This is a genomic window from Rhizobacter sp. P2_H2, from assembly GCF_056403375.1.
Genome location: NZ_JBFUFP010000002.1, coordinates 38,785 through 65,057 on the forward strand (window position 1 = coordinate 38,785; position 26,273 = coordinate 65,057).

At 69.3% G+C, this 26,273-nt stretch carries 29 protein-coding genes and 1 pseudogene; 15 read left to right on the forward strand and 15 right to left on the reverse strand.

All coding sequences use genetic code 11. The features are described 5' to 3' along the window. Nucleotides 1-4: 4 nt before the first annotated feature. The 10 genes from AC1D15_RS00515 to ssuE all read right to left on the reverse strand — a co-directional run bounded on the left by AC1D15_RS00515 (nucleotide 5) and on the right by ssuE (nucleotide 8,563). Entirely contained in the window at nucleotides 5-1,018 is a 1,014-nt protein-coding gene (locus AC1D15_RS00515; protein WP_477824502.1) for a sulfate ABC transporter substrate-binding protein, read from the reverse strand. A gap of 191 nt (nucleotides 1,019-1,209) precedes the next feature. Next, nucleotides 1,210-2,220: a sulfate ABC transporter substrate-binding protein gene (locus AC1D15_RS00520; RefSeq protein WP_477824503.1), complete on the reverse strand. Its 1,011-nt coding sequence runs from the start codon at nucleotides 2,218-2,220 to the stop codon at nucleotides 1,210-1,212. Nucleotides 2,221-2,328: 108 nt separating this feature from the next. After that, complete coding sequence (locus tag AC1D15_RS00525) at nucleotides 2,329-2,685, reverse strand: thioredoxin family protein (RefSeq protein WP_465110169.1); 357 nt, start codon at nucleotides 2,683-2,685, stop codon at nucleotides 2,329-2,331. Between the two features lie 49 nt (nucleotides 2,686-2,734). Then, nucleotides 2,735-3,640 carry an ATP-binding cassette domain-containing protein gene (locus AC1D15_RS00530; protein ID WP_477824504.1) on the reverse strand — a complete coding sequence of 302 codons (906 nt, stop codon included), beginning with the start codon at nucleotides 3,638-3,640 and terminating at the stop codon, nucleotides 2,735-2,737. Between the two features lie 17 nt (nucleotides 3,641-3,657). Further along, nucleotides 3,658-4,452 (reverse strand): aliphatic sulfonate ABC transporter permease SsuC, encoded by a 795-nt coding sequence (gene ssuC / locus AC1D15_RS00535; protein WP_047503953.1) that lies wholly within the window; start codon nucleotides 4,450-4,452, stop codon nucleotides 3,658-3,660. Next, nucleotides 4,424-4,834 carry a VOC family protein gene (locus AC1D15_RS00540; protein WP_052204129.1) on the reverse strand — a complete coding sequence of 137 codons (411 nt, stop codon included), beginning with the start codon at nucleotides 4,832-4,834 and terminating at the stop codon, nucleotides 4,424-4,426. The genes ssuC and AC1D15_RS00540 overlap by 29 nt, the downstream gene beginning before the upstream one ends. Before the next feature lie 5 nt (nucleotides 4,835-4,839). Beyond that, nucleotides 4,840-6,009: an FMNH2-dependent alkanesulfonate monooxygenase gene (ssuD, locus tag AC1D15_RS00545; protein ID WP_477824505.1), complete on the reverse strand. Its 1,170-nt coding sequence runs from the start codon at nucleotides 6,007-6,009 to the stop codon at nucleotides 4,840-4,842. Continuing rightward, complete coding sequence (locus tag AC1D15_RS00550) at nucleotides 6,006-6,971, reverse strand: sulfonate ABC transporter substrate-binding protein (RefSeq protein ID WP_477824506.1); 966 nt, start codon at nucleotides 6,969-6,971, stop codon at nucleotides 6,006-6,008. The genes ssuD and AC1D15_RS00550 overlap by 4 nt, the downstream gene beginning before the upstream one ends. Beyond that, on the reverse strand, nucleotides 6,968-7,951 hold the full coding sequence (locus tag AC1D15_RS00555) for a sulfonate ABC transporter substrate-binding protein (protein ID WP_477824507.1): 984 nt from the start codon (nucleotides 7,949-7,951) through the stop codon (nucleotides 6,968-6,970). Before AC1D15_RS00555 ends, AC1D15_RS00550 begins: the two co-directional genes overlap by 4 nt. A 72-nt stretch (nucleotides 7,952-8,023) precedes the next feature. Next, nucleotides 8,024-8,563, reverse strand: a complete 540-nt coding sequence (gene ssuE, locus AC1D15_RS00560) for an NADPH-dependent FMN reductase (protein WP_477824508.1) — start codon at nucleotides 8,561-8,563, stop codon at nucleotides 8,024-8,026. 272 nt (nucleotides 8,564-8,835) lie between these two features. Between ssuE and AC1D15_RS00565 the strand changes: the two are divergent. Beyond that, nucleotides 8,836-9,297, forward strand: a pseudogene (locus tag AC1D15_RS00565) (DUF1016 N-terminal domain-containing protein); the annotation flags it as partial. A 15-nt stretch (nucleotides 9,298-9,312) separates the two neighbouring features. After that, the gene (locus AC1D15_RS00570; protein WP_477824521.1) at nucleotides 9,313-9,927 is read left to right on the forward strand and encodes a PDDEXK nuclease domain-containing protein; all 615 of its coding nucleotides are present in this window, start codon (nucleotides 9,313-9,315) and stop codon (nucleotides 9,925-9,927) included. On the opposite strand, the gene AC1D15_RS00575 is transcribed toward AC1D15_RS00570, so the two are convergent. The 5 genes from AC1D15_RS00575 to tauA are packed head-to-tail and all read right to left on the reverse strand — an operon-like array spanning nucleotide 9,915 to nucleotide 14,175. Further along, nucleotides 9,915-10,910, reverse strand: a complete 996-nt coding sequence (locus tag AC1D15_RS00575) for an isopenicillin N synthase family dioxygenase (RefSeq protein WP_477824509.1) — start codon at nucleotides 10,908-10,910, stop codon at nucleotides 9,915-9,917. The two genes, AC1D15_RS00570 and AC1D15_RS00575, sit on opposite strands and share 13 nt — an antisense overlap. A gap of 7 nt (nucleotides 10,911-10,917) precedes the next feature. Continuing rightward, a complete protein-coding gene (locus AC1D15_RS00580) occupies nucleotides 10,918-11,436 on the reverse strand; it encodes a TauD/TfdA family dioxygenase (protein WP_477824510.1) in 519 nt (172 codons plus the stop codon). Continuing rightward, nucleotides 11,418-12,284: a taurine ABC transporter permease TauC gene (gene tauC, locus AC1D15_RS00585; protein WP_477824511.1), complete on the reverse strand. Its 867-nt coding sequence runs from the start codon at nucleotides 12,282-12,284 to the stop codon at nucleotides 11,418-11,420. Before tauC ends, AC1D15_RS00580 begins: the two co-directional genes overlap by 19 nt. Nucleotides 12,285-12,293: 9 nt before the next feature. After that, nucleotides 12,294-13,088: a taurine ABC transporter ATP-binding subunit gene (gene tauB / locus AC1D15_RS00590; protein WP_477824512.1), complete on the reverse strand. Its 795-nt coding sequence runs from the start codon at nucleotides 13,086-13,088 to the stop codon at nucleotides 12,294-12,296. A 34-nt stretch (nucleotides 13,089-13,122) separates the two neighbouring features. Then, a complete protein-coding gene (gene tauA, locus AC1D15_RS00595) occupies nucleotides 13,123-14,175 on the reverse strand; it encodes a taurine ABC transporter substrate-binding protein (RefSeq protein ID WP_477824513.1) in 1,053 nt (350 codons plus the stop codon). Between the two features lie 196 nt (nucleotides 14,176-14,371). On the opposite strand from tauA, the gene AC1D15_RS00600 reads away from it, so the two are divergent. The 13 genes from AC1D15_RS00600 to AC1D15_RS00660 all read left to right on the forward strand — a co-directional run. Continuing rightward, nucleotides 14,372-14,839 (forward strand): rhodanese-like domain-containing protein, encoded by a 468-nt coding sequence (locus AC1D15_RS00600; protein ID WP_477824514.1) that lies wholly within the window; start codon nucleotides 14,372-14,374, stop codon nucleotides 14,837-14,839. 2 nt (nucleotides 14,840-14,841) lie between these two features. Beyond that, nucleotides 14,842-15,729, forward strand: coding sequence for a serine O-acetyltransferase EpsC (gene epsC, locus AC1D15_RS00605; protein ID WP_465110156.1), 888 nt, complete (start codon nucleotides 14,842-14,844; stop codon nucleotides 15,727-15,729). After that, nucleotides 15,726-15,959: a helix-turn-helix domain-containing protein gene (locus AC1D15_RS00610; RefSeq protein WP_047503926.1), complete on the forward strand. Its 234-nt coding sequence runs from the start codon at nucleotides 15,726-15,728 to the stop codon at nucleotides 15,957-15,959. Before epsC ends, AC1D15_RS00610 begins: the two co-directional genes overlap by 4 nt. Nucleotides 15,960-16,087: 128 nt before the next feature. Then, nucleotides 16,088-17,017 carry a family 2A encapsulin nanocompartment shell protein gene (locus AC1D15_RS00615; protein WP_047503923.1) on the forward strand — a complete coding sequence of 310 codons (930 nt, stop codon included), beginning with the start codon at nucleotides 16,088-16,090 and terminating at the stop codon, nucleotides 17,015-17,017. Continuing rightward, complete coding sequence (locus AC1D15_RS00620) at nucleotides 17,017-18,693, forward strand: family 2A encapsulin nanocompartment cargo protein cysteine desulfurase (RefSeq protein ID WP_477824515.1); 1,677 nt, start codon at nucleotides 17,017-17,019, stop codon at nucleotides 18,691-18,693. The genes AC1D15_RS00615 and AC1D15_RS00620 overlap by 1 nt, the downstream gene beginning before the upstream one ends. 116 nt (nucleotides 18,694-18,809) lie before the next feature. Further along, nucleotides 18,810-20,183 carry a pyridoxal-phosphate dependent enzyme gene (locus AC1D15_RS00625; protein WP_477824516.1) on the forward strand — a complete coding sequence of 458 codons (1,374 nt, stop codon included), beginning with the start codon at nucleotides 18,810-18,812 and terminating at the stop codon, nucleotides 20,181-20,183. Then, nucleotides 20,180-21,355: a trans-sulfuration enzyme family protein gene (locus AC1D15_RS00630; protein ID WP_047503915.1), complete on the forward strand. Its 1,176-nt coding sequence runs from the start codon at nucleotides 20,180-20,182 to the stop codon at nucleotides 21,353-21,355. Before AC1D15_RS00625 ends, AC1D15_RS00630 begins: the two co-directional genes overlap by 4 nt. A 114-nt stretch (nucleotides 21,356-21,469) precedes the next feature. Next, complete coding sequence (locus AC1D15_RS00635) at nucleotides 21,470-22,303, forward strand: ABC transporter substrate-binding protein (RefSeq protein ID WP_047503912.1); 834 nt, start codon at nucleotides 21,470-21,472, stop codon at nucleotides 22,301-22,303. Between the two features lie 101 nt (nucleotides 22,304-22,404). Continuing rightward, nucleotides 22,405-23,100: an amino acid ABC transporter permease gene (locus AC1D15_RS00640; RefSeq protein ID WP_477824517.1), complete on the forward strand. Its 696-nt coding sequence runs from the start codon at nucleotides 22,405-22,407 to the stop codon at nucleotides 23,098-23,100. Between the two features lie 19 nt (nucleotides 23,101-23,119). Continuing rightward, nucleotides 23,120-23,803: an amino acid ABC transporter permease gene (locus tag AC1D15_RS00645; protein ID WP_465110150.1), complete on the forward strand. Its 684-nt coding sequence runs from the start codon at nucleotides 23,120-23,122 to the stop codon at nucleotides 23,801-23,803. Between the two features lie 217 nt (nucleotides 23,804-24,020). Beyond that, nucleotides 24,021-24,461, forward strand: coding sequence for a chemotaxis protein CheW (locus tag AC1D15_RS00650; RefSeq protein ID WP_047503904.1), 441 nt, complete (start codon nucleotides 24,021-24,023; stop codon nucleotides 24,459-24,461). Next, nucleotides 24,458-25,930: a CheR family methyltransferase gene (locus AC1D15_RS00655; protein WP_477824518.1), complete on the forward strand. Its 1,473-nt coding sequence runs from the start codon at nucleotides 24,458-24,460 to the stop codon at nucleotides 25,928-25,930. Before AC1D15_RS00650 ends, AC1D15_RS00655 begins: the two co-directional genes overlap by 4 nt. Beyond that, nucleotides 25,927-26,273, forward strand: a 347-nt coding sequence (locus AC1D15_RS00660; RefSeq protein WP_477824519.1) for a chemotaxis protein CheW, incomplete at its 3' end; no start/stop codon positions are given. The genes AC1D15_RS00655 and AC1D15_RS00660, both read left to right, overlap by 4 nt.

Consider the following 26,273-nt stretch of genomic DNA (forward strand, 5'->3'; position numbering starts at 1 on the left):
GCGCTTACTTCTTCGCGGCGGCGAGGATCTGGTCGTAGATCGCGCCGTCGTCGAAATGCTCCTTCTGCGCCTTGGTCCAGCCGCCGAAGACCTCATCGATCGTGAAGGTGTTGACCTTCGGGAAATCGGTCGCGTACTTCGCGAGGATGGCCGCGCTGCGCGGGCGCAGCTGGTGCTTGGCGGCGATCTCCTGCGCCTCGTCGGTCCACAGGAACTTGAGGTAGGCCTCGGCCTGCTTGCGCGTGCCCTTCTTGTCGGCCACCTTCTCGACCACCGCGACCGGGTTCTCGGCCAGGATCGTCGACTTCGGGTAGACCACCTCGAAGTTGTCGCCGAACTCCGACTTGATCAGGTTCACTTCGGATTCGAAGGTCGCGAGCGCATCGCCGATGTTGCGTTGCGCGAAGGTCGTCGTCGCGGCGCGACCGCCGCCGTCGAACACCGGCACGTTGGCGAAGATCTTCTGCACCAGCTCGCGGGCCTGGGCCGGTGTGCCGCCGGCCTTGATCACCGAGCCCCACGCGGCCACGTAGCTGTAGCGGCCGTTGCCGGTGATCTTCGGGTTCGGGATCACGACGCTGGTGCCCGGCTTCGCCAAGTCGCCCCAGTCCTTGATGCCCTTCGGGTTGCCCTTGCGCACCAGGATCACGGTGAGCGAGGTGGTCGGCGCCGCATTGTTCGGCAGGCGCCTGGCCCAGTCTTCCGGCAGCAGCTTGCCGCGGGTGGCCAGCACGTCGATGTCGCTCGACTGGTTCATCGTCACCACATCGGCCTCGAGCCCGTCGAGCACGGCACGCGCCTGCTTGCTCGATCCGCCGTGCGACTGGTTGATCGCCACGTCTTCGCCGGTCGCGGCCTTCCAGGACTTCTGGAACGCCGGGTTGATGTCCTTGAAGAACTCGCGGGCGAYGTCGTAGCTGACGTTCAGCAGCGTCGGGCCGGCTGCGTGGGCGGGCGCGAAGGCGAACAGCGCGGCGGCACCGACCGAGGACAGGAGGAGGGACAGGCGTGAGGACATGGTGTTTCGGCCGCCAACGACGCAGCCCATGCAGATCGGACCGGCGATGTTACGGACGGACACCGCAACAGCGAACGACTCAATCGGCGAATCCTTATGAGTTTTTTGCACAAGCGAGTTCGCGGCGGGACGCCGAAGCGCCCGCCGCGATCACTTGAAGCCTGCGCTTACTTGCGCTCTATTCCTTCAAATCACTTCGAATAGATCTGGTCGAAGACACCGCCGTCGGCGAAATGCRTCTTCTGGGCCTTGGTCCAGCCGCCGAACACGTCGTCGATGGTGAACAGGTTCAGCTTCGGGAACTGCTTCTCGTACTTGGCGGCGACCTTCGGGTCGATCGGGCGGTAGAAGTTGTGCGCCGCGATCTCCTGGCCTTCCGGCGTGTAGAGGTACTCGAGGTAAGCCTGGGCGACCTCGCGGGTGCCGCGCTTGTCGACCACCTTGTCGACCACCGACACCGGCGGCTCGGCCAGGATGCTGATCGGCGGGTAGACGACGTCGAACTTGTCGGCGCCGAACTCCTTCAGCGACAGGTAGGCCTCGTTCTCCCAGGCCAGCAGCACGTCGCCGATGCCGCGCTCGGCGAAGGTCACGGTGGCACCGCGCGCGCCCGAATCGAGCACCGGCACGTTCTTGTAGACCTTCGAGATGAACTCGCGGGCCTTCGCGTCGTTGCCGCCGTTGCGCTTCAGCTCGAAGCCGTAGGCGGCCAGGTAGCCCCAGCGCGCGCCGCCCGAGGTCTTCGGGTTCGCGGTGATCACCGAGACGCCCGGCTTGATCAGGTCATCCCAGTTCTTGATGCCCTTCGGGTTGCCCTTGCGCACCAGGAAGATGTAGGTGGAGCTGTACGGCGTGCTGTTGTGCTGCAGGCGCTTCTGCCAGCCGGTGGGCAGCAGCTTGGCGCGTTCGGCGATCTCGTCGATGTCGTAGGCGAGGGCCAGCGTGACCACGTCGGCGTCGATGCCGTCGATCACCGAGCGGGCCTGCTTGCCCGAGCCGCCGTGCGAGGCCTTGATCGTCACGTTGTCGCCGGTCTTGGCCTTCCAGTACTTGCTGAAGGCGGTGTTGTATTCCTGGTAGAGCTCGCGCGTCGGGTCGTAGGACACGTTGAGCAGCGTGATGTCCTTGGCGAGAGCGACGCCCGCCGTGGCGGCGAGCGCGAGGGAGAGCAGCGAGTGGTGAATGAAGCGGGCCGTCGTCATGAAATCGTCCTGGTGGGCGGCACGAAGCCGCGGGGAGGATGCGAATGGTAGGCAGCCGGCCTTGCGCGGGAAACGAATCAAAACTTCCGTTCTTATGCGCTTTCTGATTCAAACGTCATGAGACTGGAGGGCGCGGATCCGCGCCGGCATGCCTTCGAGGCCCATCTCGCGGACGCCGGGCAGGTTGCCTTCCGCGGCGCTCTGCACCAGGCGCGACAACGTCTGCACATGCGGCAGCACGGTGCCGAAGAACAGCGGCCGGTCGCCGCGGGCGATCAGCAGCGTCGGGAAGTTCTCGACGTCGATCGGGCCCAGCACCTCGTCGTTGTCCTCGATGTCGACCCAGGCGAACTGCGCGTCGGGGTGCTCGGCGCGCACGCTGTCGAACAGCGGTTCGTAGTCGCGGCAGGTGCCGCACCAGGCGGCGCAGAGGCAGGCGATCAGCAGGGGTTCGGAGGCGGACATGGGCGCCAAGTGTGCCGCGAGTTGCCTGCCACCGCCGGGGTGGGCCAATCTACACAGCCCAGCGCCATTCAGATGCCGGGGACAAGTTCACGCGTTCGGGCTCATCGCGTCCCGGAACCTGCAACACCCGCTGCAGCACCCGCTCCTCCAGCGCCGCGAACGCCGCATTGCCGCGCGAGCGCGGCCGCGGCAGCGCGATGCGCTCGTCCAGCGTCACGCGGTGGTCCTCGATCAGCAGCACCCGGTCGGCCAGCGCGACCGCCTCGGACACATCGTGCGTCACCAGCAGCGCGGTGAAGCCGTGCCGCTTCCACAGCGATTCGATCAGCGACTGCATCTCGATGCGCGTCAGCGCGTCGAGCGCGCCGAGCGGCTCGTCAAGCAGCAGCAGCCGCGGTGCGTGCACCAGCGCGCGGGCCAATGCGACGCGCTGCCGCTGCCCGCCCGACAGCACCGCCGGCCAGTCGTTCGCGCGATCGGCCAGGCCGACCTGCGCCAGCGCCTCCAGCGCGCGCTCGCGTCCGTCGGCCGCATCCAACCCGAGCGCGATGTTGTCGATCACCCGCTTCCACGGCAGCAACCGCGCGTCCTGGAACATGAAGCGCAGGTCGCTCCTGTGCTGCGCAAGCGGTGCCCCGTCGAGCGCCAGCGCGCCGGCGCTCGCCTCTTCCAGCCCGGCCACCAGCCGCAGCAGCGTGCTCTTGCCGCAGCCGCTGCGCCCGACGATCGCGACGAACTCGCCCGGGTCGACGCGCAGGTCGATGCCCGACAGCACCTCGCGTTCGCCGAAGCGCTTCGACAAGCCGTCCAGCTGCAGCCCCATGCCGATGCCGGCCGGCGCGCTGCGGCGCGGCACGGCGACATCCGCCTCGCGCAGGACGGCATCGCCGGCCGACTCACCCGCCGACTCACCCAAAAACGCCAGTCCCTGGAACTCGATCTGCGAAGGCAACATCGCCATCCTCTTGAACATCATTTCGCCACCTGGTAGGCGGGGTTCCAGCGCAGCCACCAGCGCTCCAACCCCTTGGCCAGCACATCGGCCAGCTTGCCGAGCAGCGCATACAACAGGATGCCGACCAGCACCACGTCGGTCTGCAGGAACTCGCGCGCGTTCATCGTCATGTAGCCGATGCCGGCCTGCGCCGAGATCGTCTCGGCGACGATCAGGATCACCCACATGAAGCCGAGCGAGAAACGCACGCCGACCAGGATCGACGGCAGCGCGCCCGGCAGGATCACGTGCCGGTACAGCGCCCAGCCCGACAGGCCGTAGCTGCGCGCCATCTCGATCAGGCCCTTGTCGACCGAGCGGATGCCGTGGAAGGTGTTGATGTAGACCGGGAAGAACACGCCCAGCGACACCAGGAACAGCTTGGCCGACTCCTCGATGCCGAACCACAGGATCACGAGCGGGATCAGCGCCAGCGTCGGGATGTTGCGCACCATCTGCAGCGTCGAGTCGAGCAGCGTCTCGGCCGCGCGCCACGAGCCGGTCGCGAGCCCCAGCAGCAGGCCCAGCCCGCCGCCGATCGCGAAACCCGCCAGCGCACGCCCGGTGCTGGTGGCCACGTGCTGCGCCATCTCGCCGGACAGCAGCAGCGACCAGAACGCCTTCACGACGGCCAGCGGCTCCGGCAGCACGCGCGTGGACAGCCAGCCGCTGCGCGACGACAGCTCCCACGCGAGCAGCACCGCGACCGGCAGCAGCCAGGGCAGCAGGCGCCGGCGCGCCGCTTCAAACCGCGATCCGGATGTCCGTGACATGGTGCTGCGTCTCCGCATCGGGGTGGTGGGGCTCGATCAACTCGAGGCGGTTGCCGAACGGGTCTTCGACATAGGCACGGCTGGCATCGAACAGCGGCGCCTCGTCGACGCGGACGCCGGCGCGCTGCAGGCGGAACACGATCGTGTCGAGGTCGCCGACGCGCAGCGCCAGGTGGGCCTGCGGCGCGACGCCGGTGTAGTGGCCCTCGGTCAGGTCCAGCCGCTGCCAGCCGAGCGAGAAGCGCAGCGTGCCGGGGCGGTCGAGCTCCGGGTCGCGCACCTCGCGCAGGCCGAGCGCGTCCTCGTAGAACGCGCGGGCCCGCACGGCGCCGCCGAGGGGAATGGGCAACTGCACGTGGTCGACGCTGCGGAAGTCGGGCATGGTGATCAGCTCTGCGAAACCTTGGGCACGTAGGTGTTGGCGACAATCTCGCCGAACGGGCCGGTGAGCACCTGGCCGGCCAGCCGTTCGCGCAGGTTCACCGGCAGCAGCGGGAACACCAGCTCGGCGAAGCGGTGCGCCTCTTCCAGGTGCGGGTAGCCGCTGAGGATGAAGTACTCCAGCCCGAGGGCGGCGTACTCCTGGATGCGGTCGGCCACCTGCTGCGGATCGCCCACCAGCGCGGTGCCGGCCCCGCCGCGCACCAGGCCGACGCCGGCCCACAGGTTCGGCGACACCTCCAGCCCTTCGCGCACGTTCTTCGGGTTGAATCTGCCCTTGTTCAGTTCGGCCATGCGGCGCTGGCCGACYGAATCCATCTGCGCGAACTTCTGCTGCGCACGCGCGACGGTCTCTTCGTCGAGGTGCGAGACCAGTTCGGCCGCGGCGCGCCAGGCTTCATCCTCGGTCTCGCGCACGATCACGTGCAGGCGGATGCCGAACTCCAGCGTGCGGCCGTACTTGGCGGCGCGCTGGCGGATGTCGGCCACCTTGGTCGCGACGGCCGCCGGCGGCTCGCCCCAGGTGAGGTAGGTGTCCAGCTGCTGCGCGGCGAGCTCGTGCGCTTCTTCCGACGAACCGCCGAAGAAGATCGGCGGGTAGGGCTTGTTGATCGGCGGGTACAGCACCTTGCCGCCCTTCACGCGCAGGTGCTCGCCGTCGTGGCTGACGGCTTCGTTGTCGTGGCTCTTCGCGAGCACGTCGCGCCAGATCGTCAGGAACTCGCGCGAGAGTTCATAGCGCTGCGCATGCGGCAGGAACAGGCCGTCGCCCTCCAGCTCTTCGGCATCGCCGCCGGTCACCAGGTTCACCAGCAGGCGGCCGCCCGACAGGCGGTCGAAGGTCGCGGCCATGCGCGCCGACTGCACCGGCTGCACCAGCCCCGGCCGCAGCGCGACCAGGAATTTCAGGCGCCGCGTCGCGTCGATCAAGCTCGCGGCCAGCACCCACGAGTCTTCGCAGGAGCGGCCGGTCGGCAGCAGCACGCCTTCGTAGCCCAGGCTGTCGGCCGCGATCGCGACCTGCTTGAAATAGTCGAAGGTCGCGGCGCGCGCGCCCTTGCTGGTGCCGAGGTAGCGCGAATCGCCGTGCGTGGGGATGAACCAGAGGATCTTCATAGGGACTTCGAAGTGGGAGACCAGACGATGTCGGCGACGCGCACCGCCTGCGGGAGAAGGCCGAGCCGCGCGAACGCATCGGCCACGCGCTGCTGGTCGGCGACGATCGCCGGCGTCAGCGGTGCCGCCGGCGAGACCGGGCGGCGCGAGATGAACAAATGGGTGGTCGCGAGGCTCAATCCGCTGAAGTCGGAAATCAGCTGCGCCGCCTCCTTGCGGTTGGCCTGCACCCACGCATCGGCGCGGCTCAGCTCGGCGAGCAGCGTGAGCACGGCCTGCGGGTGCTGCTCGGTGAGCGCGCGCGACGCGAGGTAGAACGAGTTGTTGCTCGACAGGTCGCGGCCGTTGGCCAGCACGCGCGGTTTCAGGTCGAGCTCGACGGCCGCGTAGTAGGGGTCCCAGATCGCCCAGGCGTCGACGCTGCCGCGCTCGAACGCGGCGCGCGCGTCGGACGGTGCGAGGTACACCGGCTGGATGTCGGACCACTGCAGCCCGGCGCGGTCGACCGCGCGCACCAGCAGGTAGTGGGCGCTCGACCCCTTCTGCAGCGCGACCTTGCGGCCCTTCAGGTCGGCCAGCGTCGCAAGCGGCGCATCGGGCTTCACGAGGAGGGCCGACGACAGCGGCTTCGGCGGCTCGGCGCCGACGTAGCGCAGGTCCTTGCCGGCGGCCTGCGCGAACACCGGCGGCGTGTCGCCGGTGAGGCCGAACTCGAGGCTGCCGACGGCCAGCGCCTCCAGCAGCTGCGGCCCGGCCGGGAACTCGATCCACTTGACGGTGCTGGCCGGGAAACGCTTTTCCAGCGCGGCCTGCTGCTTCAGCACGACGAGGTTGACGGCGGCCTTCTGGAAGCCGATGCGCAACTGGGCGGGCGCCGATTCTGCGGCGCGCGCGAACCCGGCCAGCGACGCCGCGGCCGCGCCGAGCGTCACCTGCAGCAGCTCGCGTCGCGTGCCTCTCATGGCGCGCTCGCGGTCTTCAGCGCCGTCGGCAGCGCATCGGAGATGCGGATCGCCTTCGGGATCAGCTTCAGCTCGAAGAACGCGTCGGCGATCTTCTGCTGCTGCGCGGCCACGTTCGGCGTGATCGGCACGATGCCGTACGCGAAGCGGCCGGCGGCGACCTCGGCAACGCCGACATCGAGCCCGATCTGCGGCGCGAGGAAGGCAGCCACCTCGCGGCTGTTGCCCTCGGCCCAGCGGTCGAGCCTGGCGAGTTCTTCGACGATCGCGCGGATCACCTGCGGCTGCTTGTCGGCATAGGGCCGCGACGCGAGGTAGAACTGGTGGTTCGAGACCAGCCCCTTGCCGTCGGCGAGCACGCGCGCGCCGAGCTGCTTTTCGGCCGCGGCGAGGAACGGATCCCAGATGACCCAGGCGTCGACGCTGCCGCGCTCAAAGGCGGCGCGCGCATCGGCCGGCGCGAGGAACACGGTCTGGATCTCGCTGTACTTGACGCCGGCTTTTTCCAGCGCCTTGACCAGCAGGTAATGGACGTTGGAGCCCTTGTTCAGCGCGACCTTCCTGCCCTTCAGTTCAGCGACCGAGCGGATCGGCGAATCCTTCGCGACGACGATCGCCTCGCCGGCGGGTGCGGGCGGCTGGTTCGCGACGTAGACCAGGTCGGCACCGGCCGCCTGCGCGAAGATCGGCGGCGCTTCGCCGACGGTGCCGAAATCGATCGAGCCGACGTTCAGGCCTTCGAGCAGCTGCGGGCCGGCCGGGAACTCGGTCCACTTGACGTCGACGCCCTGCGGCGCGAGGCGCTTCTCGAGGTCGCCGCGCGCCTTCAGGATCGTCAGCGTGCCGTACTTCTGGTAGCCGATGCGCAGCTCGGTGCGGGTCTGCGCGAGGGCCGGACCGGCAACGAGGCCCAGGGCCAGCGTCAGTGCAAGGCCGAGGCGGCGGTGCGTCGAGAACAGCGAGTCGATCCGCAGGTTCACGGTGGTACTTCCAGGGGTGGACGGACAGAAGGAAAAAGACACCCCGGCCCCTTGCGGCGCCGGGGTGCCGAATCACCCGGCGTTCATGGCAAGCGGGCGAGGAGACAAGGGTTGCAGCGCGCGGTCGAGGCGTTCGACCAGGGCGTCATCGGGGACGTAGCCGCCGGATTCGTGCGGCACCAGCTGCGCATCGGTGGCGAACACGCCGTCGAGGATGTCGCGTGCGCCGAGTGCGGACAGCACCGGCTTCAACGCGTAGTCGAGCGCGAGCAGGTGCGCGAGGCTGCCGCCGGTGGCCAGCGGCAGCACGGTCTTGCCGCGCAGGCCGTCGGTGGGCAGCAGGTCGAGGAACAGCTTCAGCAGGCCGCTGTACGCGGCCTTGTAGATGGGGGTGGCGACCAGCAGCAGGTCGGCATCGCGCACTTCGTCGAGCGCCGCGCGGATCGATGCGTTGTGTGAATCGGCGTGCAGCAGCGGCGCGGCGGGCAGCTCGCGCACCGCGATCAGGCTGCTGGTGTCACCCGTGCCTTCCAGGCGCGTCTGCGCGAGCTGGAGCAGCCAACCCGAACGCGATCGGAGCGAGGGACTGCCGGAAATGCTGACGATCTTCATGGCGGATCGGGCGGGGTGGTGCCCGGTGGTGACGACGAGCCGCCACGATAGGGACCGGTCGGTCTAACGCCAACGAATGAAAGTGGTTTTGCTTATTGGCTGGGCGCATAGGCCTGCCCGGCGGCCATCGCTTTTCGAGAACCCGCTATCTCGGGGATGTGACCCGGACATCTTTCACCTGACGCGCTCTGGGGCGCTTCGCGAGACTGCGCGGTCGCAACATGATCCAGCTGGGAGAAGGGGATGAAATTCAAGTTGAGTAGAGCAGTCCGATGAGCGAAACCATCGAGCCGGTCTCCAGTCCTCCGGCAACGACCTCCGAGGCAGCCTTCGGTGAAGTGGTCACGCTGATTCGAGGCGCACGTGGACGTGCCACCCGGGCAGTCAATGCCGAAGTCATTGAGCTGTACTGGCGCATCGGTCAGTACTTGCATCAACGCATCGAAGCCGATGGCTGGTCCAAGGGAACTGTCGAAAAACTCGCCGCCTACATCGCCCAACGTGAGCCGGGCCGAAATGGTTTTTCGGCCCAGAACCTCTAGCGCATGCGGCAGTTCTTCCGGGCCTACCCTCAAGACTCGAAACTCTCAACATTGCTGAGAGAGATTTCGTGGTCCTCGCATCTGCACATCCTCAGCCGCACCAAGCGCGAGGAAGAACGTGAGTTCTACATGCGCATGGCCGCCCAGCAAGGGTGGCAGGTGCGCGAAGTGGCGCGGCAAATCGACAGCGGTCTGTTCGAGCGGACCGTGCTCCATCCGCCAAAAGCCTCAACTGCGTTGAGACAGCTGCAGCCTCAAGCTGAACAGCACTTCAAGGACACCTACCTGCTCGACTTCCTGGCCCTGCCAGATCCGCACTCCGAATCAGAACTGCATCGCAGCCTGCTGATGAACCTGGGCCGTTTCCTGACGGAGCTGGGTCGGGACTTCTGCTACATCGGCAGCGAATACCCGATGCAGGTCGGCGGGCAGGACTTCATGCTGGACCTGCTCTTCTTCCACCGCGGCCTGAACTGCCTGGTGGCCATCGAACTGAAGGTCACCGCTTTCGAGCCTGAGCACCTGGGCAAGCTGAACTTCTATCTGGAGGCGCTGGACCGTGATGTGAGAAAGCCTCACGAGAATCCGGCCATCGGGCTGTTGCTGTGCACCAGCAAGGACCACGAGGTGGTGGAGTACGCGCTGAGCCGCACGCTCTCCCCGGCGCTGGTGGCGCAATACCAGACGCAGTTGCCGGACAAGCAGATGCTGGCGATGAAACTGCACGAGCTCTACGCCTTGAGTGCACCGACGACGGCGCAGGACGCCAAAAAATCAGCCGTGCGCAAGAACACGGCGCGCACGCCGCGTCACAACACCTGATCCCTCAGCTGCGGAAACACCTTCCCCACCTTCCCCAGCAGGTAGTCCCCATACGTCCCGTCGAACGCATGCGGGTTGGCCCGGTCCCAGCGCGTCGCGCTGTCGTCGTCGGCCTGCGGCAAGCCTTCGATGGGCTGCACGCGCGCATCGAAGGCCGGATCGAAGAAGAACGGGAACGACAGCCGGTCGCGGCCCGACGTGTTCAGGCGCACGCGGTGCGGCGTCGAGCGGTACAGCCCGCCGGTCATCCGGTCCAGCATGTCGCCGATGTTGCAGACGAAGCTGTGCGGCAGCGGCGGCGCCTCGATCCAGCCTTCACGCGTCCTGACCTGCAGGCCGCCGACATCGTCCTGGCGCAGCAGCGTCAGCAGGCCGTAGTCGGTGTGCTCGCCGACGCCCCACTGCGCATCGGTGCCGGCCGGCACCGGGCGCGTCGGGTAGTTGAACAGGCGGAACAGGATCAGCGGGTCGGCCGTGCAGCGTTCGGCGAAGTAGCCAGGCGGCAGCGCCAGGCTCTGCGCGATGGCACGCATCACGCGGTGGCCGAGGCCGGTCAGCGCCGCCATCGTCGCGAGCAGTGTCTCGCGGAAGCCGGCCAGCGTGGCGTGCTCCGGAAACAGGTTGCGCCCATGCACCGGCGTGCGCGCCCGCACGCGCGGATCGTCGTCGCCGAGCTCCGCGCCGAGGTACAGCCCTTCCTTCCAGTCGGGCCGACCCGAGGTCAGCTCGCCGCCCAGCGGAAAGTAGCCACGCCACGCCCGCCCACCCAGCGCCATGCGCCACTGCAGCTTGGTCGGCTCGTCGAGCGCGAAGAAGCGGCGGCTCAGGTCTTCCAGCCGGTCCATCAACGCCTCGTCGACACCATGGCCGACGACGTAGAAGAAGCCATGCGCGCGGCACGCCTCGCCGATCCGCCGCGCGACCTCCGGCTCCGGCGACGCGAGGTCGATCACCGGCACATGCTGCTGCAGCGAGAGCACCATCAGCGCATCAGAAGGGTTTGTCGCCCAGCACCGTCGCGCGGTGCATCACGCGGCGGTGCGGCAGGTAGTCGGCGGTGGCGCAGTGCTGCGTCAGGCGGTTGTCCCAGAAGGCCAGGTCGTGCAGCTTCCAGCGCCAGCGCACCGTGTGCTCCGGCTTCGCGACATGCTCGAACAGCAGCCGCAGCAGCGCGTCGCTCTCCTTCGCGGCCAGCTCGACGATGCGGGTCGTGAAGCCCTCGTTGACGAACAGGCCGCGCAGCCCGCTGACCGGGTGCGTGCGGATCACCGGGTGGATCACCGGCGGGTTCTTCGCACGCGCCTCGTCCCAGCGCACGCGCTCGTCGGGCGTGCGGGCGAAGCGGTGCGCGGGAAAGGACTTCACCATGTCATGCTCGGCCGTCAGGCCGTCGAGCATACGCTTCAGTGGTGCCGACAAGCTCTCGAAGGCCGCGATGCCGCTCGCCCACAGTGTGTCGCCGCCCGACGGCGGCAGCAGCCGCGCCGCCATCAGCCCCGCCCCTGCCACGGCACCAGCCGCCGCTGCAGCGCACGCAGCCCCAGCTCCAGCCCGAACGCGATCAGCGCGATCGTGAAGATGCCAAGCAGCACGATGTCGGTGTTCAGGAACTGCGCGGCCGACTGCACCATGAAGCCGAGGCCGCGCGTCGCGGCGACCAGCTCGGCGGCGACCAGCGTCGACCAGCCGACCCCCAGCCCGACGCGCAGCCCGGTCAGGATCTCCGGCAGCGCGCTCGGCAGCACCACGTGGCGCAGCAGCTGCCAGCGCGTCGCGCCGAAGGCCTGCGCGGCGCGGCGGCGCGTCTCGTCGACCTGGCGCACACCGGTGGCGGTCGCGATCACCAGCGGCGCGAAGATCGCGAGCGTGATCAGCAGCACCTTCGACAGCTCGCCGATGCCGAACCAGATCACGATCAGCGGCAGGTAGGCAAGCGGCGGCACCGGCCGGTAGAACTCGATCAGCGGATCGAACACGCCGCGCGCGGTGGGCGACAGGCCCATCCACAGCCCGAGCGGGATGGCGGTCAGCACCGCGATGCCGAGCGCGAGCGCCACGCGCGCCAGGCTCGCGCCGGCGTGCTGCCACAGCGTGGCGTCCATGTAGCCCTCGCCTGCCACGCGCAGGAACTTCTCCCACACCGCGGCGGGCGGCGGCAGGAACAGCGGCTCGATCCAGCGCGCCGCCGTCACCGCCTGCCACACGGCCAGCAGCACCAGCACGCTCAGCAGGCTGATCACGACGGGGCGCGACCACAGCGGCGCGGCAGCCTCGGGCCCAGCCTTCGGCCTGACGGATTCGTCGAGCGCGGCAGGCTGCGTGAGCACACGCACGGTCATCGGAGAGATCGCATCCATCGCTTCGGCTCAGTGCACCGCTTCGTCCTGCGCGAACACCGCGCCCAGCACCTGCTCACGCACCGCGACGAACTCGGGCAGCGACTTGATCGCCCGCGCCGCCTCGCCCTGCGCATGGCGGCGGCCGAAGTCCAGCGCACGTTGCTGCACGATGCGCGCCGGCCGGCGCGACAGCACCACCAGGTCGGTCGCGAGGAACACCGCCTCCTCGACGCCGTGCGTCACCAGCACGATGGTCTTGCCGGTGGCCTGCCAGACCTTCAGCAGCAGCTCCTGCATGCGCTCGCGCGTCAGCGCATCGAGGGCGCCGAACGGCTCGTCCATCAGCAGCACCTCGGGGTCGGCGGCCAGCGCGCGGGCGATACCGACGCGCTGGCGCATGCCGCCCGACAGCTCCCACACCGGCCGCGTCTCGAAGCCCTCCAGCCCGACCAGCGCGAGGAACCCGCGCGCCCTGTCCTCGCGCGCCGCGCGGCCCCCACCGCGCAGGCGCAAGGGCAGGGCGACATTGTTCAGCACGTCGAGCCAGGGCAACAGCGCGTCGTCCTGGAACACGACGCCGCGGTCCGCGCCGGGCCCGGTGATCGGGCGGCCCGACACCGACACCCGCCCGCCGCTGGGTGTCACGAACCCGGCGATGACATTCAACAAGCTGGACTTGCCGCAGCCCGAGGGCCCCAGCAGCACCGCCAGCGCGCCTTGCGGCACCTGCCAGTCGATGGCATCCAGCACGGGGGTGTTCACAGCCGTGGTCGACCCTGCAGCACCCCGGTACCCTACAGTGACCGCCTGCAGTTCGACCACGGCGTGAACTCCTTCGTGTCTCGTTGGTGCGTGTTCAGCGTGCGGTCGCGACGGCCTGGCCCGAGGCCTTGGCCGCGGCCTGCACGTGCTTCACGCTCACATAGCTGCCGTAGTCGGCCAGCACCTGGTCGACCTTGCCTTGCTCCTTCAGGAACTTCGCGGTGTCGGTCAGCGCCTTGACGGTGCCCCCGCCCAGCAAGGCCGGCGAGGCCTGCTCCGCGAGCGTCGGGAACTTCGAGCCGGCCAGCAGCTCGGGCACGTCGGCGGCGGTGGCGCCGGTCAGCTTGACGATCTTGTCGACGTTGGCCTGGTTCGCGACGAAGGCCTTCGTATCCTTGCGGTAGGCGGCATACGCCTCGCCGGTGATGCGCACGAACTGCGCGACGAACGCCGGGTTCTTCTGCGCGAAGTCACGGCGCACGATCCACGCATCGAAGGTCGGCGCACCCCAGGTCGCCACGTCGGCCGAGCTGGTCAGCAGCTTGCCGCTCTCCTTGATCTTGCCGAGCGCCGGATCCCACACATAGGCGGCGTCGATGTCGCCGCGCTGCCAGGCCGCGGTGATCTCGGTCGGGCGCAGGTTGATGACGTTGACCTTCTTCGCATCGATGCCCCAGTGCTTCAGCGCGGCCAGCAGGCTGTAGTGCGTGGTCGACACGAACGGCACCGCCACCTTCTTGCCGACCAGGTCGGCCGGCTTCGCGATGCCCGAACCGTTGCGCACGACCAGCGCCTCGGCGCTGCCGATCTCGGCGGCGACCAGGATGGTCTCGATCGGCAGCTCCCGGCTCGCGGCAGCGGCCAGCGGGCTGGAGCCGACGTAGCCGATCTGGATGTCACCCGACGCGACGGCGGTGATGACTTCGGCACCGCTCTCGAACTTGCGCCATTCGATGGCCTGGCCGGTGGCTTTCTCATAGAGGCCGTCGGCCTGCGCGACCTTGGCCGGCTCGACGACCGTCTGGTACGCGATCCGCACCGGCTGGGCTTGCGCAACGGCCGAGCCCGCGGTGGCGAACAGGCCGAGCGCGATGGCCAGGGCCTGGACGATGGAAGCACGACGGGCTGCGCGACGGGTGTGTGTCATGGTTCTCCTCCTCGGGTGTCGATGCGACTGCAAGGCCTGCACGGTACGGCGCGCCGCCGCCGATCCGAACGAAGCTTTTCGGATGTGCTCATGCCGGCTGTGCGGCGGGCGAATATCGAAGCACGCTTTTCTTCGTTCGCCGCGGCAATTGGTGGCGATAGCCTTCATTCGACATTGATCGCTGAAGGAGACCGCCATGTCCGCCGTGCTCGCAGAATTCCCCCGTCCCACCGTGCTCGAAGAGGCCCGCCAGCGCGCCCGTGACGGCCAGCTGCCGTTCGCCGGCAGCCTGTCGCCGGTCGATGCCTGGGCGCTGACCCGCAGCGGCCAGGCCGTGCTGGTCGACGTGCGCACCGCCGAAGAGCGCAAGTTCGTCGGCCACGTCRCCGAGAGCGTGCACGTGCCCTGGGCCACCGGCACCAGCCTGACGCGCAACCCGCGCTTCGTGCGCGAGCTGGAGGCCAAGGTCGCCAAGCCGGCGGTCGTGCTGCTGCTGTGCCGCAGTGGCAAGCGCTCGGCGGCGGCGGCCGAGGCCGCGACCAAGGCCGGCTTCGCGCAGGCCTTCAACGTCAGCGAAGGCTTCGAGGGCGAGCTGAACGCGCAAGGCCAGCGCGGCCACGCCGACGGCTGGCGCTTCCACGGCCTGCCGTGGATCCAGGATTGACCATGTCGGCATCTGCCTTCGACGTGGCCGAGGTCGTCGCCGGCCTGCGCGCTGCCCGCACCCGCTGGCGCGAGTCGCAGCAGCGCCAGCGCGAACCCGGCGGCCGCGAACTGCCGTCACGCGAGGCGCTGCAAGGCATCGTCGAATCGCTGCGCGGCGTGCTGTTCCCGATGCGGCTCGGCCCGCCCGACCTGCGCCAGGACAGTGAGGACTGGTACATCGGCCACACGCTCGACACGCTGCTGCATGCGCTGTGCGCGCAGGTGAAGCTCGAGCTGCGCCATGCCGGCCGGCACGAGGTCGACGCCGAAGACCTGGTGCGCCGCTTCGCCGCGTCGCTGCCCGCGATCCGCGGCCTGCTCGACAGCGACGTGCTGGCCGCCTTCCACGGCGACCCGGCCGCACGCAGCGTCGACGAGGTGCTGCTGTGCTACCCCGGCATCGACGCGATGGTGCACCACCGCGTCGCGCACCGGCTGTACGAGCTGGGCGTGCCGCTGCTGGCGCGCATCGTCGCCGAGCTGGCGCACGGCCGCACCGGCATCGACATCCACCCGGGCGCGACCATCGGCGCCGGCTTCTTCATCGACCACGGCACCGGCGTCGTGATCGGCGAGACCGCGGTGATCGGCGAGCGGGTGCGCGTCTACCAGGCGGTGACGCTGGGCGCGAAGCGCTTCCCGACCGACGACGACGGCAAGATCCGCAAGGGTCTCGCACGCCACCCGCAGGTGGAGGACGACGTGGTGATCTACGCCGGCGCGACGCTGCTGGGCCGCATCGTGATCGGCCGCGGCTCGACGATCGGCGGCAATGTGTGGGTCACCGACGACGTGCCGCCGGGCAGCCAGGTGACACAGGCGACTACAAGACAGGACCGCCGGCCATGACCCATACCTTGCGCCAACGCTTCGGCCAGGTCGTGCGCGTGACCCGCGAGGACCGCGGCTGGTCGCAGGAGCAGCTCGCCGGCCGCGCCGACCTGAACCGCTCCTACCTCGGCGAGATCGAGCGCGGCACCGTGATGCCGTCGATCGAGACCGCCGCCAAGCTCGCCGCGGCGCTGGGCATCAGCCTGTCGTCGCTGATCGCGCGCTTCGAACTGGGGACGCCCGCCTGATGACATGACACGCGAGTCACCCTTTGATGGCGATAGCCGGTTGATCGGCGCACGGGCGCTGGCGACACTGCGCCCGCTTATCTGATCCCCGCATAACTTCATTCGTTTTTCGTTTCAGGAGTTCCTCCATGGCTGACACCCAGCAACAGCTGGCCCTTGGCGACAACGCCGCCCGGCAACTTGCCAACGCGACCAAGACGGCACCGACCCTCGCGACGCTGACGCCGCGCTGGCTGACGCACCTGTTGCAGTGGGTGCCGGTCGAGGCCGGCATCTACCGCCTGAACACGGTCAAGAACCCGCAGGACGTGCTGGTGGCCTGCTCGTCGCAGCGCGACGAGGGCGAGCTGCCCAGCACCTACGTCGACTACGACGAGCAGCCGCGCGAGTACTTCCTGAACGCGGTCAGCACCGTGCTGGACGTGCACACCCGCATCTCCGACCTCTACAGCAGCCCGCACGACCAGATCAAGGAGCAGCTGCGCCTGACGATCGAGACCATCAAGGAGCGCCAGGAGAGCGAGCTGATCAACAACCCGGACTACGGGCTGCTCGCCAGCGTCGCCGACGAACAGCGCGTGTTCCCGCTGACCGGCGCGCCGACGCCCGACGACCTGGACGAGTTGCTGAGCAAGGTGTGGAAGGAGCCGGCGTTCTTCCTGACGCACCCGCTGGCCATCGCCGCGTTCGGCCGCGAATGCACCCGCCGCGGCGTGCCGCCGCCGACCGTCAGCCTGTTCGGCTCGCAGTTCATCACCTGGCGCGGCATCCCGCTGATCCCGTCCGACAAGGTGCCGGTGGCGGACGGCAAGAGCAAGATCCTGCTGCTGCGCGTCGGCGAGAAGCGCCAGGGCGTCGTCGGGCTGTACCAGCCGGGCCTCGCCGGCGAGCAGAGCCCGGGGCTGTCGGTGCGCTTCATGGGCATCAACCGCAACGCGATCTCGTCGTACCTGATCTCGCTGTACTGCTCGCTCGCGGTGCAGGTGCCTGATGCGCTGGCCGTGCTCGAGGATGTCGAGATCGGCAAGTTCCACGAGTATCCCGACACGTACAAGTGATGAGCACGATCGACGCGTTCGACCCCGCAGCGATCGCGAAGCTGGCGGGGGAACTCTTCGCGAACTGGCCCGGGGCTGCACCGGCGGCTCCGTCATTCGCTCCCTCGGTGCCGGCGAATGCGCACCCGGCCGGCTTCACGCCGCCGCCGGGCAGCAGCGGCCCGGCCACACCGAACGTGCAGCCGCTCACCGCCGCCGTTCCTGGTGGCAACCTGGTGCCGAGCTCGCCGCAGCATCCGGCCGCGTTGGCGGCGCAGCTGCCGTCGTCGCTGCCGCATGCGCCGGCCGGCAACGGCGTGCCCGACCTGGGCTACACCGCGGCGCCGGCCTGGGACGGCCGCTTCGGCAGCTCGTCCGCCGGTGTGGCACCGGCCTCGCCGTCGTTCTACTTCCTCGAGACGCCGCGCCATCCCGGGCAGCGCGCGCTGGGCGAGCCCAGCCATGCGGCGCCGCTGAAGCCGGCCTTCGACGTCAACGCGGTGCGGCGCGACTTCCCGATCCTGCAGGAGCGCGTCAACGGCCGGCCGCTGGTCTGGTTCGACAACGCCGCCACCACGCAGAAGCCGCAATCGGTGATCGACCGCATCAGCCACTTCTACGAGCACGAGAACTCGAACATCCACCGCGCGGCGCACGAGCTGGCCGCGCGCGCAACCGATGCGTACGAAGGTGCGCGCAAGACGGTGCAGCGCTTCCTCGGCGCCGCGTCGGTCGACGAGATCGTGTTCGTGCGCGGCACCACCGAGGCGATCAACCTGGTCGCCAAGAGCTGGGGCGCGAAGAACATCGGCGCCGGCGACGAGATCATCGTCTCGCATCTGGAGCACCACGCCAACATCGTGCCGTGGCAGCAGCTCGCGGCCGAGAAGGGCGCGGTGCTGCGCGTGATCCCGGTCGACGACCGCGGGCAACTGAAGCTCGACGAGTACCGCAAGCTGCTCGGCCCGAAGACGAAGCTGGTGTCGGTGACGCAGGTATCGAACGCGCTCGGCACGGTGGTGCCGGTGCAGGAGATCGTCGCGCTCGCCCGCGCGGCCGGCGCGAAGGCGCTGGTCGACGGCGCGCAGTCGGTGTCGCACATGCGGGTCGACGTGCGCGCGATCGATGCGGACTTCTTCGTGTTCTCCGGCCACAAGCTGTTCGGCCCGACCGGCATCGGCGTGCTGTACGGCAAGCAGGAGATCCTGGAGGACATGCCGCCGTGGCAGGGCGGCGGCAACATGATCGCCGACGTGACCTTCGAGAAGACGGTCTACCACGGCGCACCGACGCGCTTCGAGGCCGGCACCGGCAACATCGCCGATGCGGTCGGGCTGGGCGCGGCGATCGACTATGTGCAGCGGCTCGGGCTGGATGCGATCGCGCAGTACGAGCACGCGCTGCTCGGCTACGCGACGCACGCATTGCAGCCGATCCCCGGCGTGCGGCTGGTCGGTACCGCGCAAGACAAGGCGAGCGTGCTGTCGTTCGTGCTCGACGGGTACTCGACCGACCAGGTCGGGCAGGCGCTGAACCGCGAGGGCATCGCGGTGCGCACCGGCCACCATTGCGCGCAGCCGATCCTGCGCCGCTTCGGGCTCGAAGCGACGGTGCGGCCGTCGCTGGCGTTCTACAACACCTGCGAGGAAGTGGATCGCTTCATCGCGGTGGTGAAGCAACTCGCGAACCGGCGATAACCCCGCTGGTAGCCCGGATGCCAATCCGGGTTCGTGCACACACCCCGGATTAGCATCCGGGCTACGAGGCGCGTGCTCACGAGGCGCGCGTCTTCATTCATTCTGGAGACAAACCCATGAACGCCACGACCCACCCCGCCGTGCTCGACCTGATCGGCAACACGCCGCTGGTGCGCGTGACGCGCCTCGACACCGGCCCGTGCACGCTGCTGCTGAAGCTCGAATCGCAGAACCCCGGCGGCTCGATCAAGGACCGCATCGGCGTCTCGATGATCGAGGCCGCCGAGCGCGACGGCCTGCTGCAACCCGGCGGCACCGTCGTCGAGGCGACCGCCGGCAACACCGGCCTGGGCCTCGCGCTGGTGGCGCGCGCCAAGGGCTACCGCGTCGTGCTGGTCGTGCCCGACAAGATGTCGACCGAGAAGGTGCTGCACCTGAAGGCGCTCGGCGCCGAAGTGCACACGACGCGCTCCGACGTCGGCAAGGGCCACCCGGCCTACTACCAGGACTATGCCGCGCGCCTCGCGAAGGAGATCCCCGGCTCGTTCTTCGCCGACCAGTTCAACAACCCGAACAACCCCCTCGCCCATGAACGCGGCACCGGGCCCGAGCTGTGGGAGCAGAGCGGCCACGACCTCGACGCGATCGTCGTCGGCGTCGGCTCGTCGGGCACGCTGACCGGGCTGACGCGCTACTTCCGCACCGCGCAGCCGAAGCTCGAATTCGTGCTCGCCGACCCGGTGGGTTCCATCCTCGCCGACCAGGTGCTGACCGGCACCCATGGCCCGGCCGGCTCCTGGGCCGTGGAGGGCATCGGCGAAGACTTCATCCCGCCGATCGCCGACCTGTCCGGCATCAAGCACGCGTACTCCATTTCGGACGAAGAGAGCTTCGCGACCTCGCGCGAGCTGCTGCGCGCCGAAGGCCTGATGGGCGGTTCATCCACCGGCACGCTGCTGGCCACCGCGCTGCGCTTCTGCCGTGCGCAGACGAAGCCGCTGCGCGTCGCGACCTTCGTCTGCGACACCGGCACGCGCTACCTGTCGAAGGTCTACAACGACAGCTGGATGATCGACGAGGGCCTGCTCGCCCGCACGCAGTACGGTGACCTGCGCGACATCGTCGCGCGCCGGCCCGACGAGGGCGGCGTCGTCAGCGTGACGCCCGACGACACGCTGCTGACCGCGTTCCAGCGCATGCGCCTGGCCGACGTGTCGCAGCTGCCGGTGCTCGACGGCACCCGGCTCGCCGGCGTGATCGACGAGTCCGACGTGCTGATGCAGCTGCAGGGCGACCCGGCGCACTACGGCAACACCGTCAGCTCGGCGATGAGCGCCGCGCTGGAGACGCTGCGCCCCGGCTCGAGCATCGCCGCGCTGCGCCAGGTGCTGGACCGCGGCCTGGTCGCGATCGTCGCCGACGGCGATACATTCCACGGCCTGATCACCCGCTTCGATCTCCTGAACCACCTCCGCAAGGCACGCCGATGAGCTCCAAGGACACCCACCAGTTCGCGACCCGCGTGATCCACGCCGGCCAGTCGCCCGACCCGACGACCGGCGCGATCATGCCGCCGATCTACGCGACCTCGACCTACGTGCAGCAGAGCCCCGGCGTGCACAAGGGCCTGGACTACGGGCGCTCGCACAACCCGACGCGCTGGGCGCTGGAGCGCTGCGTCGCCGACCTCGAAGGCGGCACGCGCGCGTTCGCGTTCGCCTCCGGGCTGGCCGCGATCTCGACCACGCTGGAGCTGCTGGACGCCGGCGCGCACATCATCGCGAGCGACGACCTGTACGGCGGCACCTTCCGCCTGTTCGACAAGGTGCGCACGCGCAGCGCGGGCCACCGGTTCAGCTTCGTCGACCTGTCCGATCCGCAGGCGCTGCGCGCCGCGATCCGGCCGGAGACGAAGATGGTCTGGGTCGAGACGCCGAGCAACCCGATGCTGAAGCTGACCGACCTGGAGGCTATCGCCCGCATCGCGCATGAGCACGGCCTGCTGGCGGCGGCGGACAACACCTTCGCGAGCCCGTACGTGCAGCGCCCGCTGGAGCACGGCTTCGACGTGGTCGTGCACTCGAGCACCAAGTACCTGAACGGGCATTCGGACGTCATCGGGGGCGTCGCGGTGGTCGGGCAGCGCGCCGAAGCGGCCGGCCATGCGGAGCGCCTGGGCTTCCTGCAGAACGCGGTCGGCGCGATCGCCGGGCCGTTCGACAGCTTCCTGACGCTGCGCGGCGTCAAGACCCTGGCGCTGCGCATGCAGCGGCACGGCGAGAACGCATCGGCCCTCGCGCAATGGCTGGAGCGCCACCCGAAGGTCGCGCGCGTGCACTACCCGGGCCTCGAATCGCACCCGCAGCATGCGCTCGCGAAGCGCCAGATGCAGGGCTTCGGCGGCATGCTGTCGGTCACGCTGAAGACCGACCTGGCCGGCTCGCGCCGCTTCCTCGAGGCCTGCGAGGTGTTCTCGCTGGCCGAGAGCCTGGGCGGCGTCGAGAGCCTGATCGAGCACCCGGCGCTGATGACCCACGCGACGATCCCGGCCGAGCAGCGCGCGCAGCTGGGCATCAGCGATGCGCTGGTGCGGCTGAGTGTCGGCATCGAGGACCTGGCCGACCAGCGGGCCGACCTGGAGGGGGCGCTGGCGCGCATCTGAGCCGGAGCATCCAACCAACACGCCTTTGCTTATCCGGATTCAGTCGTTCGCGGATCGATCAGGCTTCGGTAGTCTGCGAACCCTGATTCCAACAACATGCTGAAGAGAACCCTCATGCAAAAACGCCTGTTCCTGTCCACGCTGGTCGCGGCCGCCGCCGCGGTGTTCTCGGTCGGCGCCCATGCCGACCAGCTCGCCGACATCCAGAAGAAGGGCGAGATCGTCATCGGCGTGCTCGGCACCGACGAACCGAACAGCTTCGTCGACCCGAAGACCCGCGACGTGGTCGGCTACGAGGTCGACATCGGCCGCGCGATTGCTGCCAAGCTGGGCGTGAAGCCGGTGTTCAAGCAGCTCGCCGTCGCCGCGCGCATCCCCGAGCTGCAACAAGGCCGCGTCGACCTGCTGGCCGCCTCGCTCACGCACAACAAGGAACGCGAGGCGCTGATCGACTTCTCGCTGACCACCTTCGTGACCGGCCAGAAGGTGCTGGTGAAGAAGGACAGCGGCATCTCGCAGTTGTCGCAGCTGGGCGGCAAGAAGGTGCTGACCGTCAAGGGCGGCACGCAGGAGCCGAACATCCGCAAGGCGGTGCCCACCGTCGACGTCGTCACCTTCGAGACCACGCAGCAGGCCTTCCTCGCACTGCAGCAGGGCAAGGGCGTCGGCTACGTCAATGACGAAGCCTCGCTGATCGACGACTTCGGCAAGCTCGGCCCGGCCGCGAAGAACTACCTGATCATCCCGCAGAGCATCAGCACCGAAGCACTGGCGCTGGGCATCCGCAAGGGCGAGGCCGGCGTGAAGGGCGTCGTCGACGGCGTGCTGCGCGACCTGGAGAAATCGGGCGAGGCCGACAAGCTGTTCCAGAAGTGGTACGGGCCGAACACGCGCCTGAAGTTCCAGTCGCGGGACTTCAAGTTTGTTTCCGACAAGATCGACGGTTAAGCTCGGCTGAAACCTGAATCGGTGCCTCGCCCTCTCACGGGGGCGAGGCACTTTGTTGTTGGGCCGACTTTTCCGCAGTCTTCGCCGTACTTTCCTTCGCCGTGCCTTCCTTCGACTTCTCCCTGCTGCTGTCCGGCCAGTACCACGATGCGCTGGTGGCCGGCTTCGTGCTGTCGCTGCAGCTGACCGCCGTCACGCTGGTGCTGGCGGTGCCGCTGGCCACCACGGTCGCGATGCTGCGGCTGTCGCCGTCGCGGGTGCTGCGCGCCATCGGGGTGTCGTACGTCGAAGCGATCCGCAACGTGCCGCTGCTCGCGCACATGCTGTTCTGGTACTTCGGTGCACCCGAGATGCTGCCCGAGGCGCTGAAGCAGCGCCTGTACGCCACCAACATCGRGGCGATCAGCGCGGTGGCGGCGCTCACGCTCTACACCGCCGCCTACATGGCCGAGGACATCCGCAGCGGCATCCGTGCGGTGCCGCCGGGGCAGATGGAGGCGAGCCGCGCGCTCGGGCTGGGCTTCCTGCAGTCGATGCAGCTGGTGATCCTGCCGCAGGCGGTGCGCATCACGGTGCCGCCGCTGATCTCGCAGACGCTGAACCTGTGGAAGAACACCAGCATCGCCACCGTGATCGGCGTCGCCGAGATGATGTACCGCGCGGCGCAGGTCGAATCGGCGACCTTCCGCAGCGTCGAGGCCTTCGCGTTCGCGACCGCGGCCTACCTGACGATCTCGCTCACCATCACCGGCCTCGCGAGCTGGTACCAGCACCGCTGGCCGGTGCGCTCCAGGTGATGCCACAGATGAGCGCGCGATGATCGAGCTGATCCAGACCTACTGGCTCTACTTCCTGATCGGCCAGTACCCGAACGGGCCGCTGGGCGGGCTCGCACTGACGGTGCTGCTGGCCGCGCTCGGCCTGGTGCTGGCGTTCCCGCTCGGGCTGCTGCTGGGGCTGGCCCGCATCAGCGAGCACCGCGCGCTGCGCTGGCCGGTCACCGCGCTGGTGTTCGCGGTGCGCGGCATCCCGCTGCTGATGGTGGTGTTCTGGGCCTACTTCTTCCTGCCCAGCGTCACCGGCCACAAGACCGACCAGTTCACGACGATGTTGATCGCGCTGGTGGTGTTCGACGGCGTCTACATCGCCGAGATCGTGCGCGCCGGCGTGCGCGGCATCCCGGACGGCCAGATGCACGCGGCACGCTCGCTCGGCTTCGGCCGCTTCGGCGCGCTGCGCTACGTGATCCTGCCGCAGGCGCTGCGCCACATGCTGCCGTCGCTGGTGAACCAGTTCGTCTCGACGATCAAGGAGACCTCGCTCGGCTACATCATCGGGTTGACCGAGGTCGCGTTCATCACGACGCAGATCAACACGCAGGTGTTCACGAAGCCGGTGCAGGTGTATGCGACGCTGGCCGTCACCTACTTCGTGCTGTGCTTCGGCTTGTCGCGCGTGGCGTATGTCATGGAGCGGCGGCTCGCGACGACGCGCGCCTGACCACCAGGCGCTGCCTGCTGGCACTGGGGGAAATTGCCCCCCGGCGTCTTCGAATACGCGCTATAACATTCCCGTCAAACGAAGAGACAACTTCGCAGAGTCCCGAAACGGACTGTCAGGGAGCTGACGACGATGACCGAGCCGCTTGTGCGCGCGTTCGTCGTCACCGGGTGCGTGTCATGGCGTCGGCGGGCCTGAGCCTGCCAGCGGAAGCCCGGTGGACGATCGCCACGCCGAACTGTCGCTGATCTGCCGCGTGCGGACATGGCGATGCGCCCTTGCGCTGAGCGAGGTGGTCGAAACCCTGCGCCCGCTGCCGGTCGAGGCGGTGGCCGGTGCCCCCTTCTTCATGCGCGGCCTGGCCCTGGTGCGCGGTCTGGCGTTGCCGGTGATCGACGCCGCGCGCCTGCTCGATGGCATCGACGCGGTGAGTGCGCCGCGCCGCTTCGTCGTGCTGCGCACCGGCGAGCGCCGTGTCGTGCTGGCGGTCGACGAGGTGCTCGGCGTGCGCGCCGTGCCGATCGATGCACAGCACCCGCTGCCGCCCTTGCTCGACGAGGCCGGCCGTGACGCCGTCGCCTGCATCGGCCGGCTGGACGCCGAGCTGCTGCTGGTGCTGGACAACGCGCGGCTGCTGTCCGACGAGGTGCTGGCATGACGGTTCGCACCGAGCGCTTCCAGGCCTTGGTGGCACGGCGCTTCGGCCTGCAGTTCGAGACCGACCGGCTGGGCTGGCTGGACGGCGTGCTGCAGCGCCAGCTCGACACGGCCGGCATCGGCTGCGAGCACTACCTGGCCGAGCTCGCCACGCCGTCGGACAACCCGGCCGCCGACGATCGCTTCAGCGCGCTGGTGCAGGAGCTGACGGTGCCGGAAACCTACTTCTTCCGCCACCTCGACCAGCTGCGTGCGTTGCGCGACCAGGTGCTGCCCGGCGTGCCGCGCGGCGCGGACGGCGGGCGCTGCCTGCGCGTCCTGTCGGCGGGCTGCGCGTCCGGCGAAGAGGCGTACTCGATCGCCATGCTGCTGCGGGAGGCGCTGCCCGCAGCGTCCTGCACGCTGGCCGTGCTCGGCCTCGACCTCAACCCCGAGATGATCGAGCGGGCCCGCCGCGCGCGCTATTCGGAATGGTCGCTGCGCGAGACCCCGCAGCCGCTGCGCGAGCGCTGGTTCCAGCGCGACGGGGCCGACTTCGTGCTCGATGCCGAGGCCCGCGGCGCGGTCCGTTTCGAGCCGCGCAACCTGTGCGCGGACGACCCCGCGTTCTGGCAACCCGGTTCGTACGACGTGGTGTTCTGCCGCAACGTGCTGATGTACCTCACGCCCGACGACGCGCGGGCCGTGGTGGCGCGCTTCGCGCGGGCGCTGGTGCCGGGCGGCCACCTGTTCCTCGGCCACGCCGAGACACTGCGCCGGCTGTCGGATGACTTCGACCTGCGCCACACGCACGACACGTTCTACTACCAGCGCAAGCCGGGCACGCTGCCGGCCGCCGCGGCGCCACGCGCGCCTGCCGCCGCCACCGAATGGGTGCAGGCGATCGACCATTCCTCCGAGCGCATCCGTCAGCTGACCGTGCCGGGTACACCGCCGCCCCGGGCCGACCCCGGCGATGTGCCGGGCGCGCGGCCGCTGGTGCAGGCGCTCGAGCTGTTCGCGGCGGAGCGCTTCACGCAGGCCCTCGACGTGCTGCAGGCCCTGCCGCCGGCGGCCGCGCCGGACCCCGAATCGCAGCTGCTGCAGGCGGTGCTGCTGACCCACGTCGGCCGCTTCGCCGAGGCCGAGGCGGCCGGCCGCGCGCTGCTGGCCACCGACCCGGCGAACGCCGGAGCGCACTACGTGCTCGCGCAGTGCCGCGAAGGGGTCGGTGACCCGGCCGGTGCCGCCGAATGCCACCGGCTGGCGGCCTGGCTGGACCCGGACTTCGCGATGCCGCGCCTGCACCTGGGCCTGCTGGCGCGCCGTCGCGGCGACATGCGCGCGGCGCGGCGCGAACTCGCCCAGGCGCTCGCGCTGCTGCAGCGCGAGGCGGCGTCGCGCCTGCACCTGTTCGGCGGCGGCTTCGACCGCAATGCGCTGCTCGCGCTGTGCCGCACCCAGTTGCACGCCTGCGGAGCCTGGCCATGAGGTCCGTCGCCACCAGCACCGCCGAGCAGCTGCGGCAGGCCTTCGACGCCTCGTTCGCCGAGCCGCTGCGCGCCGATGCCGAGCCGCCGGACGACTTCCTCGCGATCCAGGTCGATGCCGACCCGCATGCGCTGCGCCTGGCCGACGTCGCCAGCGTGCTGCTGCTGGACGCGGTCACGCCGCTGCCGAGCCCGCTGCCGGAGCTGCTCGGCGTGATCGGCTTTCGCGGCGGGCTGCTGCCGCTGTACGACCTGCGGGCCGTGCTGGGCTACGCCGGCCAGCGGCCGGCGCGCTGGGCGGTGGTGGCGGCCGCCGCGCCGCTCGCGCTGGCGTTCGACAGCTT